General features: G+C 55.6%; 7 protein-coding genes. All 7 read left to right on the plus strand.

Annotated features, from left to right (window positions below):
* Window positions 1-8: 8 nt before the first annotated feature.
* Entirely contained in the window at window positions 9-1,811 is a 1,803-nt protein-coding gene (locus ACFPMF_RS19680; protein WP_379848446.1) for an FAD-dependent oxidoreductase, read from the plus strand.
* A gap of 105 nt (window positions 1,812-1,916) precedes the next feature.
* Window positions 1,917-4,232: a discoidin domain-containing protein gene (locus ACFPMF_RS19685; RefSeq protein ID WP_379848447.1), complete on the plus strand. Its 2,316-nt coding sequence runs from the start codon at window positions 1,917-1,919 to the stop codon at window positions 4,230-4,232.
* A gap of 90 nt (window positions 4,233-4,322) precedes the next feature.
* Complete coding sequence (locus ACFPMF_RS19690) at window positions 4,323-6,833, plus strand: glycerophosphoryl diester phosphodiesterase (protein ID WP_379848448.1); 2,511 nt, start codon at window positions 4,323-4,325, stop codon at window positions 6,831-6,833.
* Window positions 6,834-6,871: 38 nt separating this feature from the next.
* Window positions 6,872-8,608 carry a sodium:solute symporter family protein gene (locus ACFPMF_RS19695; RefSeq protein ID WP_379848449.1) on the plus strand — a complete coding sequence of 579 codons (1,737 nt, stop codon included), beginning with the start codon at window positions 6,872-6,874 and terminating at the stop codon, window positions 8,606-8,608.
* A gap of 31 nt (window positions 8,609-8,639) precedes the next feature.
* Window positions 8,640-10,691 carry a glycoside hydrolase family 2 protein gene (locus ACFPMF_RS19700; RefSeq protein WP_379848450.1) on the plus strand — a complete coding sequence of 684 codons (2,052 nt, stop codon included), beginning with the start codon at window positions 8,640-8,642 and terminating at the stop codon, window positions 10,689-10,691.
* Complete coding sequence (locus ACFPMF_RS19705; RefSeq protein ID WP_379848451.1) at window positions 10,666-12,942, plus strand: FAD-dependent oxidoreductase; 2,277 nt, start codon at window positions 10,666-10,668, stop codon at window positions 12,940-12,942. Before ACFPMF_RS19700 ends, ACFPMF_RS19705 begins: the two co-directional genes overlap by 26 nt.
* A 292-nt stretch (window positions 12,943-13,234) precedes the next feature.
* Window positions 13,235-13,789, plus strand: coding sequence for a peroxiredoxin (locus ACFPMF_RS19710; RefSeq protein ID WP_379848452.1), 555 nt, complete (start codon window positions 13,235-13,237; stop codon window positions 13,787-13,789).

Below are 13,789 nucleotides of genomic sequence, written 5' to 3' on the forward strand. Positions count from 1 at the left end.
GTTTTTCTATGAAAACCGCAATCAAAACACTTTTAAGTCTGCTCCTTTCGTGGCAGTTGATGGCTCAGGACCACGTTTTCGTGGAAACCGAGTCGTTTGATGACAAAGGCGGCTGGGTCATCGACCAGCAGTCATTCGTAGTGATCGGCTCGTCCTACCTGATGGCCCACGGAATGGGTCGCCCGGTGAAAGACGCCAGCACTACCGTCAAGTTTCCCAAAAAAGGCAAATACCAGGTGTGGGTACGCACCAAAGACTGGGCTCCATTTCCGAAAGGGCCGGGCAAATTCCAGGTCGTTCTGGATGGAAAACCGGTTAACACCGTCTTTGGCGAAAGCGGTTCCGATGCCTGGAAGTGGTATCCTGGTGGCGAAATCGACGTCAAAACGGACCAGGTCAAACTGGCGCTTCACGACCTGACCGGTTTCAACGGACGCTGCGACGCCATCCTGTTTACGAACGCGCCCAAATTTACGCCCCCCGATAAGACGGAAGACCTTTCGGCCTTTCGCAATAAAGTATTGAACCTGGCCGGCAAAACAACCGAAGCCGGGCATTTCGACCTGGTGGTGGTCGGAGGAGGAATCGCCGGCACCTGCGCGGCCATTTCGGCTTCCCGCATGGGCTTGAAAGTGGCCCTGATTCAGGACCGCCCGGTGCTGGGTGGCAACAACAGTTCCGAAATCCGGGTGCATTTGATGGGTGATGTTGACAAAAACCATTACCCGAAACTGGGCCGGATTGTGCGTGAAATGGACAATGGCGACCCGGGCAACGGGAACCCCGACGCGAAAGAATACGGCGATGCGCGGAAAACGTCGATCGTTAAAGCCGAGAAAAACATTACGCTGTACCTGAATACGCACGTGTATAAAGCCGAGAAAAAAGGCAATGCGGTGGTTGCCGTCGTTGGCCGGGACATTGCCACGAACCAGGAAGTCCGGTTTACGGGCACGTACTTCTCCGATTGCACCGGCGACGGTACGCTGGGACACCTGGTCGGGGCCGACTACCGGTTTGGCCGGGAAAGCAAAGCCGAAACCGGCGAGTCGCTGGCGGCTGAAAAGGCCGACGATTTTACGCTGGGCACCTCAAACCTCTGGGCCTCGCTGGAGCGCGACACGGTTTCGTCCTTTCCCGAAACGCCCTGGGCCATCCAGTTCTCGGATGAATACCACATCGACGACCACAAAGCCGACTGGCAGTGGGAAACCGGTTTTGGCAACCTCAACACGATTACCGACGCCGAGAAAATCCGCGATCATAACCTGCGGGCGATCTACGGTAACTGGTCGTACCTGAAAAACAACAAGAAGGCGAAATATGCCAAGCGCGAACTGGCTTGGGTGGCCTACATCGGTGGCAAACGCGAATCCCGGCGGCTGATGGGTGACCACATCCTGACCCAGATGGACATTCAGGACGGCAAACAGCACCCGGACGGCACCGTAACGGCTACCTGGACCATCGACCTGCACTTCCCCGATCCCAAAAACAGCAAGTATTTTGAAGGACAGGAGTTTTTCGCTGGAACCAAGCACATCAAAGTTGCGCCGTACACGATTCCGTACCGTTGTCTTTATTCCAAAAACATCACGAACCTGTTCATGGCGGGCCGGAATATCAGCACCACGCACGTCGCCTTTGGGAGCACGCGGGTGATGCGGACCTGCGGCATGATGGGCGAAGTGGTCGGTTTTGCCGCATACATGGCGAAGAAATACAATACGTCACCGCGCGGAGTCTATCAGGACCATTTGCCGGAATTCATGGCAATCATCAAGGACGAACCGGCTCCGGCCAAACCGTAAGACTGTTCATAATCGTTTAGCTTTCCGGTTGATTGCTGTTGCGGATTTGAACGGGGTTGCCCGACGATCCGCAACAGCAACCAACGATACCCAACCCGTAGCTTTATGCCCTCAACGTTCCCCAATTTACCGGTTTTCATGCGACTAACGGCCCTGTTTTCAACGCTGGCAGTTAGTGCCGTGGATGCCCAAACCGTCAACCTGGCCAAAGGCAAGGCGGTTTCGGGCTATCCGATCATCGCGGATAATCCATTCCAGTACCTGGTCGATGGCAACGACGCGACGGTCTGGTATACCTCCGTAGCGGCACCGGTCAATTATTTTGACGTGAATCTGGGCCAGCCCTACCCCATCGACCGGGTTCTCCTGCGCGGATTTCGCGGCAAAGAAAAGGTCCGCATCCAGGTTGAAACCAACGGAAACTGGAAGGACGTATTTGATGCGCCCCAACCCGATAAGGCCCTGATTTCGTTCGAACCGGTTACAACAACGAAAATCCGGGTGGCGTATTCGGCCAAACAGACCACCGGTTTTCCGGAAATTGAAGTATACGCCCACGATCCGCAGCCGGTTTTTGTGAATCAGATCGGATACAACCTGCGGGCCCCGAAACGGTTTACGGCTCCGTTAGCAGCCGATGGTACGGTTTTCCAGGTGCTCGATGCCGCCGGTCAAAAACAGTTTTCCGGCACGGTGAAAGGACATATCGGCGATTTTACGGCTTTCCAACCGGCCCAACCCGGACCGTATACGATTTTGGTCGCTGGGGAGAAAAAAGGCCGGTCGTTCCCGTTTGAAATTGCGCCCTACGTGATCGAGCGATCGTCTTACCCACCCGCGCTGGCGTTCATGATTGACGACCGCTGCTGGTACGGTAATTCGGAAAGCTATTCGCCCACCGACAAAAGCGCCGATTGCCCCTCGCTGGGTGTAGCCTGGCGCGACAGCCACCAGTTTTCGTTTGAACTCCCTACCCTGCTCGCGCTGTATTCCGCGAATCCCGATGCCTTCACGGTCGAACGGATGCCAGTGGAAGGCATTTATACCGGTGTTCGCGAGAAACTGCCGGAACATACCCCCGAAATTGTCCGCCTGATTTACTGGGCGGTCGATGTCTACCTGCGCGGACAGGTGAATCATACCTTATTGAAAGAACAACTGGCGTATTTTCTGTATGCCTACCCCGACCTGAGTCCTTACATTCCCCAGAAAGTCTATACCGAAGCCCGCGATTACCTGTTCAAAATCTGGGGCAACGACAACAAAGACCGCTGGCACTGGTACGATATCGAGCATTCGGCCAACTTGTTTCAGACCTATACCCAGATCGGGAGCGGCAAAGGACAATTTCCGCCGGGCCACTCCATCGTACCGAACCTAATGATGTACGAAGTGGCGAAACGGGAAGGCCGCAAAGATGCCGATGCCTATTTCAAAGCCGCCTTCGCCCAGACCGAGTGGCTGATCAAGAACCTCGACTGGCAGGATCCAACCTCGACCAAGGGACAGCGGATGAATGAGTTCGTCACGATGGACGCCTTCCGGTTTTTCCTGAAAAACTATCCCGGCAAAGCCCCGAAAGGCTTACTCGAAAAAGTGCAGGACTGGGCGAAAGTCGCCATCAGCCGCTCCGACAATATGTGGGACTTCCGCAAATATGCGGAGAACAAGTGGGTCATCGCCGACATCAAAGCCACGTCCGACCCCACCTACAACCCCAATGGTAGTTTCAACGAACCCGGTAACATCGCCGGTTTTCCGGCTCCGGCCCTGGCCGCGGTTTCGGTGCTGAACGATGCGCCTACGCAACAACGCCTGCGCGAACTGGCCACGGCGCAACTGGATAATGTCTATGGCCGTAATCCGACCGGACGGCATTTCAGCTACGACGCCCTCACCGATTTTGAAGGCGCCGATCTGGGCTGGTTCAAGGAACTGGAAGGCGGAGCGGCTTTGCTCCAGACCGTGCGTGGGGTGCTCGACGGTTCGCCGAAAGAGGGCGTTTACCCGTATGATCCGTACTCCGGCGACCCCGGCCACACGGAAGGTTGGGTGACGTTCAATACCGCCTGGCTGGCCGGTCTGGCGTATCTGGCCGCCGATGTAACCAACGTTGAGATTTTCGATGCCACGTTCACGAATCGGATTCAGGAAGCCAAACCGGGTCAGACAATTGGGATCCGACTAACGGCCCCACTCAACCTCGACCCGCAGAAAGTCGAACAGGGGTCGGTGATTCTAACCAATGCAAAGGGCCAGCAAAGCCGTATTTCGCTGGAAGAGCAAGGGACAAACGGAACCTATTTCCAGCAGGTTGTCGATCTGTCGGCCAACCCGGTTTCGGCCGGAAAGAAAGCAACCCTGCGGTTTTCCTACGGACTGGGAGCGTTTAAAAAAGAAGCCGTTCTTGAGGTAAAATAAGTTTAACGTTACTGGTTTTTAATCTCGTAATGGCATCCGTTCTGTTGACCGGGCCATAAACAGGAGAGTCCAAACGATTAATTAGTTATCATGAAATACTGCCTTAGTTTAGTACTCGGATTTCTCAGTATCGCCGGTTTGGCCCAGAAACCCAAAACCGTCAGTTTGTCGAACGATCGGATTCAGTTGGTCTGGGAGTCAACGGCGGGCGGCTGGCGGTTACAGAAAGTAGCCGCCCAGAAAGGCCGGCAATGGCAGACGCTGGCGCAACCCTCCGGCGAAAACACCTTGCTGTATGCGGCCGAAAAACCGTCGAACAAGCCGGAGCAAACGTTTAAAACGATTACCGGTGTCGATTTCCCGGAAAAAATCTACCACTATCAGGAGGAGCAATGGGCCGAAACCACCAGTCCGGTGGCCCTGAATACGGCCGGACAAGCCATCCATTTTTTCCCGAAAGAAGCCAAACAGGCCGGTAAAAACAGCCTCACGTTTCGGCAGGAAACCGACGCGGCCACGGTCAGCACCGAGTGGAGCATAGACCCGAAATTTCCGCAGGATGTATTGGTAAAACAAACACTGACGGCTAAGAAAACCGGTTACTTTTCATTAGCCAGCCCCACGCTGGTCGATATTCCCGAGCAGAGCCTGAGCTGGGCAACGGTGCCAGGCTATTTCCAGGGCAACAAACTGCAACCCAACTTCGTGCTGGCCTACGCTTACGGCCACGGCATTCCGACGCTGCCGGTCGTGTACCGCGAACGCTGCGCCAGTACGCTGTCGCCCATGATCAGTACCAAAAACGGACTGACCCTTTCGATTATTCCCGAACCGGGCCTGGCCCGCGACCCCTGGGCGAACGACAAAATCACGCAGCTTGACTGGAACATTGGTCTGTCGCACATGAACCGCAAGGCCCAGCTGTCGCCCACGCTGTATTTCCCGGTGCTGGGTGAACCCAAATCGGCCCTGAAACCTGGCGAAACCGTGAGCTACACCTTCCGCTACAGCCTGACCGACGGCGACTGGTTCAAGGCGCTCAACCACGCGGTCTACGACATTTACCGGTTCAAGGAATCGCTGGCCCTGCGGAAAAGCAAGCAATCGCTGACCGACCGCATCCAGAAAATGCACCACTACCTGACCGACCCGAAAACGTCACTCTGGAACGTGGAAGAGTTTGAGGGCAAGAAGATCGGCGCGCAATCGTACCTGGGTGGAGTGGTTGGTTCTAACCGGGACGCCATGAAAAACTCGGACTACGGCGCGATGTGGATGCTGGCAACCGCCACCGGCGATCCGCTGCTGACCAACAATGTGTTGCCCTACGCCGAAAACTTCAAACTCGTTCAACAGGAAACCGCGGATAACTTTTTCAAGGGAGCCGTCGAAGGACAGTATTATTTAGCCAAATCGAAGAAGTTCGTCGAGGAATGGGGCGCGGTGGTCGAACCGATTGCCCTGACGTATTACACGCTGCTCGACATCGGGAACATGCTGTTGTTCAAACCCAATGATCAGGAACTGAAAGAACGGTTACGGTTTGGGGCTGAGCGGCTGCTAACATGGCAAAAACCGGATGGTAGCTGGGCGGTGGCCTACGACAAGCAGACGGAGAACGAAATCTTCAAAGACATTCAGGATGTTCGCCCAACGTTCTACGGCATGATTGTCGCAAACCGTATCCTGAAAGACCCGAAATACCTCGCGGCCGCCCGCAAAGGAGCCGACTGGCTGATCAAAAATGCCGTCGAAACCGGAAGCTTTCTGGGCGTTTGTGGCGATGCGCGCTACGCCCCTGATTTTGCCACCGGCCAGGCAGCCCAGGCGTTTCTGGATTTATACGACCTGACGAAGGACGAACGGTATAAACAGGCCGCCATCACCTGCGCCAAAATTTACACCACGTCGATTTACACCCACCCCATCGCCAGCCGGAAACCCAAAACCGTCAACGGCACCCCGCGCGAAGACTGGGAGATCAACCAATCCGGTCTGAGTTTCGAACACGGCGGTATTTTTGGCTCAGCGGGTCGGCACGGTCCGATTCAGCTGGCCAGCCATTCCGGGATGTTTATCCGGATGTACGGGCTAACGAAAGAGCCGATTTTCGCCGACATGGCCCGCGCCGGAGCCATTGGCCGGGATGCGTTTGTGGACCCGAAAACCAGCGTCGCATCGTACTACTGGCAGGCCATGAACCGGGGCGCCGGGCCGTATCCGCACCACGCCTGGTGGCAGGTTGGCTGGCTGACGGATTACCTGCTGGCCGAAGCGGAATTGCGTTCGAACGGCAAGGTGGTTTTCCCACGCGGATTTGTGACGCCCAAAGTCGGACCGCACCAGACTTACGGGTTTGCCGCCGGAACCGTTAATGGCGAAAAGGCTACGTTGCTGATTGACGAAAACCGGGTCAAAATCGATAACCCATCGATCGATTACATTCTGGCTCAGTCCGAGAAAAAAGACAAGGTATTTGTCATTCTGCTGAACAACAGCGCGCACGCTTCCGACTTTCAGATCACCACGGCTAGCCAGAAAGTCACAACCAAAAAGCTGCCACCGTTTGGGCTGGAGATTTTGACGGTTGAGAATAAGTAACTCGTTCCGCTGTTGCGGGTCGCCAACCAAAAATCAGTATGAATACAACCATAGATTTCCTTGTCATCCTCGTTTTTTCGGCCTTCGTGCTCGGAATCGGGATGCTGTTTGCCCGAACCGGACGCAACCTGAAGTCGTTTTTCGCGGGCGGAGAAGCCGTGCCGTGGTTCATCGGCGGCCTGTCGCTGTTCATGAGTTTTTTCTCCGCCGGAACGTTCGTGGCCTGGGGCTCCATCGCTTACAAACACGGCTGGGTTGCCATCACCATCCAGTGGACCATGTGCATCGGTGCGCTGATCACCGGTTTATACCTGGCCCCGCGCTGGAAAGCCACCGGGGCGCTGACGGCTGCCGAGTTCATCCGGGAGCGCTTGGGAACCACGGTTCAGAAAGCCTATATTTTCATTTTCACGCTGGTTTCGCTGTTTATCAAAGGGTCGGTGCTGTATCCGGTGGCCAAACTGGTCAGCTCGTCGCTGAACCTGCCGCTGGTACCCTGTACGATCGGCCTGGGTATTTTCATGATTGCCTACACCGCCGTCGGTGGTCTCTGGGCCGTGATGGTGACCGATATTTTGCAGTTTGTGGTGTTATCGGCTGCGGTTTTTATTCTCCTGCCGCTATCGCTGGACCGCGTGGGTGGTTTCGACGGTTTTACCCGTGCGGTTCCCGACGACTTTTTCAACCTCCTCAACGGTGAATACACCTTCGGCTTCGTCGCGGCTTTTGTCATTTACCACATCTGCTACATCGGTGGTAACTGGACGTTCGTACAACGCTATACCAGCGTCGACAGTCCGAAGTCGGCCCGAAAAGTGGCCTTTCTGTTTGCCGCCCTCTACCTCATCAGTCCGGTAATCTGGATGTTGCCTCCGATGATTTATAAGGCCATCAACCCGTCGCTGACGGGCCTGGATACCGAAAATGCCTATCTGATGATCTGCAAGCTGGTGCTGCCGCCGGGCCTCCTGGGGCTGATGCTGACCGGTATGTATTTCTCCACCTCGGCCAGCGCCAACACGGCCCTGAACGTCGTTTCGGCGGTTTTTACCAACGATATTTACAAAGGACTCATCAACCCGACGGCATCCGATAAACAACTGATGCGGGTGGCCCGGGGCTCTTCGTGGTTCTTCGGAATCGGTATGATCATTATCGCGCTGCTGGTTCCGGCGGCTGGCGGAATTGTCGAGGTGGTGCTGAGTATTTCGTCCATTTCGGGCGGTCCGCTGCTGGCACCTCCCCTCTGGGCGTTGTTTTCCAAACGTTTGACCGGCCGGGCAACCCTCTGGATTACGAGCATTGGTTTGCTGGTCAACCTGTTTTTCAAAGCCATTTCGCCCTGGCTGCTGGATTTCAAACTAACGCGCGGGGCCGAAACCATTATCGGGGTTGGTTTGCCGCTGCTGTTGCTGCTGGCCTACGAACTCTGGGCGGCCCGACGTTCGCGCAACGAGGTAGCGCCCGAAGAATTGGCTTATCAAGCCGCTAAAGCCCAAAAAAGAGCCGATGCCGTTGAAAATCTGAGCCTGGAAGAAGCCATTGAAGTCAAGAAACAAAACCGCTTTGGGCTACGAATTATTGCCGTATCGCTGGCTTTCACGGCAGTCATGCTGCTGGTTCTGAGTTTCCTGACGACGCAGGGTGCAGGCATCACGGCGGTTATTTCGGGCGTGGTTCTGGTGGCATCGCTGATTCCCTGGCAGGCATCCCGACGCGTCCAGATTCCAGCCAGCGTGCCGCAAGCCGCCAAAACCGCCCCCTCCAATCCTTAATGGTCGGAAAACCGTATCTCTTCCTTTTTCCATGAACTACAAACCGAATCTCTTTACCCTTTTCTTTCTGCTGCAACTGGCAACGGTTTCGTGGGGTCAATACGCCATTCGCGATCCGAAAGCCATTCCGCTGCACGGCGAGTGGGTATTTGCCATGGACCCGAACGAAGTGGGCGAAACCGGCCGCTGGTTCCGCGACGATGCGCCCCTCAACCGCTGGAACAAGGTCACGGTGCCGCACTGTTTTTCGGTCGATCCGCGTTACCAGTTCTACACCGGCACCGCCTGGTACCGCCGGACGTTCCCGTGGCAACCCACGACCGGCAAACGGGTGCTGCTGCACTTCGATGCAGCCTACTACGAAACCGTCGTCTGGCTGAATGGCCAAAAAGTTGGCACTCACGAAGGTGGTTATACCCCTTTTCATTTCGATGTAACCGATTATCTAAAAGCCGGAACCAATACCATTGCGGTTTCGGTCAACAACAATACGTGGCGCCGGGGCACCATTCCCGGATCGAAGGACTACAACGAACCCAATGATCCGTTTCCCGGCTGGCTCAATTACGGCGGCCTGATTCGTCCGGTTTACCTGACGGTGGAACCCGAGGTGTACGTTGAAAATGTCAAGATTGAAGCCACACCGGATCTGGCCAAAGGGACGGCCACGCTGAAGGTCAAAGCCCGGATTCGGAATACGACCGGTCAGGCTGTTACGCCGAAACTGGCTTTTCGGGTAGAGCAAAATGGTAAAACCGTGGCCGTCAACTGGAAACAGCAACCGGGCAGTGTCTCCTCCAGTCAGATCGCGGTTCTGGAAGCCGAAACCAGTTTGAAAGCCGCCGACGTCAAACTCTGGAGCGTCGATCAGCCGACGTTGTACCACCTTCAGGTGGTGGCCGCTACGGATACCGTCCGCACGCATTTTGGCATCCGGAAAGTGGAAGTAAAAGGGACGCAATTGCTGCTCAACGGGCAGCCCATCAAAGTAGCGGGAGGAAACCGGGTGGTCGATTATCCGGCCCTGGGATCGCTGGAACCGGACTGGCTGGTCGAAAAAGACCTGCGGCTGATGAAAGAAGCGGGCATGGAATTGCACCGGCTGACGCACTATACCCCCGCTGAAACCGTCTACGACTGGGCCGACCGCAACGGCATGCTCATCATCACCGAAGCCGGAAACTGGCAGATTACGCCCCGATTGATGGACAACGACACCATCCGCACCAAATTCCGGCAACAGTTCCGCGAGATGGTCGAGCGCGACTGGAACCATCCCTGCGTGATTGCCTACAGCGTGGGGAATGAGTACCTTTCCGAACAGCCCGCCGGGCAACGCTGGACCAAAGACATGATTGCCTACGCCCGCGAACTGGACCCCACCCGGCTGTATACGTTCGCGACCATGCGGCTGAATATTCTGCCCAAAAAACCGGAAGATGAAGCCAGCCAGTACTGTGATTTCATTTCGACGAACACCTACGGCAACCACGCCCCGATTCTGAAACACATTCATTCACTGTATCCCGACAAACCGATTTTTATCAGTGAGTACGGCACCCGCGCGGACGGCAAAGACGGTGAAGCGGGGCAGGTAACCCATCTGGAGAAGTTTCTGAGCGACATCCGGCCATTACCGTACGTGATCGGCGCGTCGTGGTGGTCGTACAACGATTACCTGAGCCGGCACGACGGCACCAATCCCGACGGCACCCGCCCCTGGGGCCTGGTTCGGCCCGATCGCTCGAAACGACCTCTGTACGAGGCTCACCGAAACGGTATGGCACCGCTGACGGTTGAAAAAACCGCCTGGATACCCGGCCCGGAAGGCGTTCACCAGCTCAAACTCCGGATCACGGCCCGCACTGACTTTCCGGCCTATGCCATCCGGCAATATCAGTTAAAAACCGGGTTTGCTACCGTTCGGATTCCCGATTTACAGCCGGGTCAGAGTGCCGACATCACCCTGCCCATTGCGGGTTTCGACAAAACGCTAACTTTTGAAATCATCAAGCCAACCGGCTTTTCCATTCTCGCACAAACGATTGATTTAACGAATGATACGCGAACAAGCAACCGATAGGCGAACGCCTAAAACCGTCCGGCACGAGGCTGATTTGATTGTAGTGGGCGGAGGACTTTCCGGCACCTGTTGTGCCATCACGGCCGCCCGGGCGGGCATTCGCGTGGTGCTGGTGCAGGATCGGCCCGTATTGGGTGGCAATTCGTCCAGCGAGGTCCGGCTGTGGGTACTGGGGGCCACCTCGCACATGGGCAACAACAACCGCTGGGCGCGGGAAGGCGGTTTTATCAACGAGTTATTGATCGAAAACCTGTACCGCAATCCGGAAGGAAACCCGCTGATTTTCGACACCATTATCCTCGAAAAAGTCATTGCCGAACCCAATATCACTCTGCTGCTCAATACGGCGGTGTATGAGGTGGAGAAATCCGATCCGGAAACCATCAGCGGCCTGAAAGCGTTTTGCAGCCAGAACAGCACCGCCTACGAACTGGTCGCTCCGCTGTTCTGCGATGCCTCCGGCGATGGTCTTGTGGCGTTCCAGGCCGGGGCGGCTTTCCGGATGGGCGCCGAATCGATGGAGGAATTCGGAGAGAAATTTGCGCCCACTGCCGAATACGGCGAATTGCTGGGTCATTCGATGTATTTCTACACGAAAGATACCGGCAAACCGGTGCGGTTTGTGCCCCCCTCCTACGCCCTGCAGGACATTACCAAAATTCCGCGCTACCGGCGGTTTAATGCCAAAGAGTACGGCTGCCAGTTGTGGTGGATCGAATACGGCGGTCGGCTGGATACGGTGCATGATACCGAAACCATCAAATGGGAACTCTGGAAAGTGGTCTACGGCGTCTGGAATTACATCAAAAACTCCGGGCAGTTTCCCGAAGCCGAAACGATGACCCTCGAATGGGTCGGGCAGATTCCCGGCAAACGCGAAAGCCGCCGGTTCGAGGGCGATTACATCCTGAAACAGCAGGACGTGGTCGAACAGCGGACCCACCCGGATGCCGTGGCCTTCGGCGGCTGGTCGATCGACCTGCACCCGGCGGATGGCGTTTTTTCCGAAAAACCGGGTTGTAATCAGTGGCACAGCAAAGGGCTGTACCAGATTCCGTACCGCTCCTTTTACAGCCGGAACATCCGGAACCTGTTCCTCGCCGGACGCATCATCAGTGCTTCACACGTAGCGTTTGGCTCCTCGCGCGTCATGGGTACCAGCGCCCACGGTGGGCAGGCGGTGGGGATGGCGGCCGCGCTTTGCAGCCGCAACGGTCTGCTCCCCCGCGACCTGACCGAGCCGGTTCGGATGCAGGAGTTACAACGGGAACTGTTGAAAACCGGTCAGCACATCCCCGGATTGCGGTTGCACGACGAAGCGGATTTAATCCAAACCGCCCAATTGACGGCCTCGAGTGAGCTGACATTGACCGAGTTACCCGCCGACGGCCCCTTATTACCGCTGACATCGTCGGCCGCCCAGATGCTGCCCCTGCCCGCCGGGGCGGTTCCGCGTCTGACGGCCTGGGTGAGTGCCGAGCAGGACACCACGCTGACGGTGGAACTGCGCCGGAGCAGCAAACCGGACAACCACACCCCGGATGTAACGCTCGGAACGCTGCAAATCCCGGTCAAAAAAGGCAAACAGGCCATTGAACTGCCGTTCGATGCGGTGGTGGATGAGCCCTGCTACGTGTTTGTGATGTTCCTGAAAAATGAGTACATCCGCTTGCAATACAGCGCCCTGCGCGTCAGCGGCATTCTGTCGGTTTTCAATAAAATCAATGCTGCGGTTTCCAACTACGGCAAACAGGAGCCGACGGAAGATATTGGGGTTGAGGCTTTTGAGTTCTGGACCGCCGAACGTCGGCCCAAAGGTCAGAACGTTGCCCTGAAAATCGAACCCGGTATCTCCTTATTTGGCGTCGACAATTTGCGGAACGGCCTCCAGCGTCCAACCAACCAGCCGAACGCGTACGTGGCCGACCCGACCGATTCCAGTCCGACCGTTACGTTGAGCTGGCCGGCGGCCCAACGCATCAGCCGGGTGGAGCTGTTCTTCGACGGTGATTACGACCATCCGCTCGAAAACGTGATCATGACGCACCCGGAAACGGAAGTGCCCTTCTGCGTCCGCGATTATATCCTCTGTAATGACCGCAAGGAGCGTATTTTCCAGCAAACCGGCAATCATCAGACCCGCAATACGATTCAGTTTGACCAGCCGATTGAGACGCAGAACCTCACCCTTCACCTCAAGTCCATGAACGGACCGGCTCCGGCGGCCCTGATGGAAGTGCGCTGCTACTAGTCATTGCTTTTCGTACCCGAATGGGTAGTAATCCGCCGGACCGGCGGATTACTACCCATTCTTTTTATTCTCCTATTTACCACCTTCCAATAGAAATAATATTATTTTCATTTGTCTTATTTCTGAACAACCAGGCCCTCGGAGACGAAAATGCAATTAAGCAAGCCTTTGGGTGATAATAATCATCATTATTATCTATCCTTAATCAATAAATACAATGTGATTGGCATCGATTTTCTTCCCATTTTTGTACAGAATTTATTTTTTACAACCTGCACAACTATATAAAACTATGAAAAATCATATTGTTTCCGTTGGCTCACAATTCCCGGATTTCAAGAAACTGGCGGTCGTTTCCCTGGAGAAAGGCAACGAGTTTTACGAAATTTCGTCGGACGACCACAAAGCCGCTGGCAAATGGCTGGTGATGTTCTGGTGGCCGAAAGACTTCACGTTCGTTTGCCCGACGGAAATCGCCGAGTTCAATAACAAGTACGAAGATTTCGCCGACCGCGACACCATCGTCATCGGTGCTTCAACGGACAGCGAATTCGTTCACCTGGCGTGGCGGAAGAACCACGACGATCTGCGTGGGCTGAAATTCCCGATGCTGGCCGATACGTCGAAATCACTGGCGGAAGAACTGGGCATCCTGGAAGCCAACGAAAAAATTGCTTACCGGGTCACCTACATCGTTGATCCCCAGGGCATTATTCGCTGGGTATCGGTTAACGACCTGTCCGTAGGCCGGAACGTGAACGAAGTAATCCGCGTCCTGGACGCCCTGCAAACCGACGAACTTTGCCCCTGCAACTGGGTGAAAGGCGAAGAGACGCTGAGTGCTTAA

Source organism: Larkinella bovis, assembly GCF_042655385.1.
GTDB lineage: Bacteria > Bacteroidota > Bacteroidia > Cytophagales > Spirosomataceae > Larkinella > Larkinella bovis.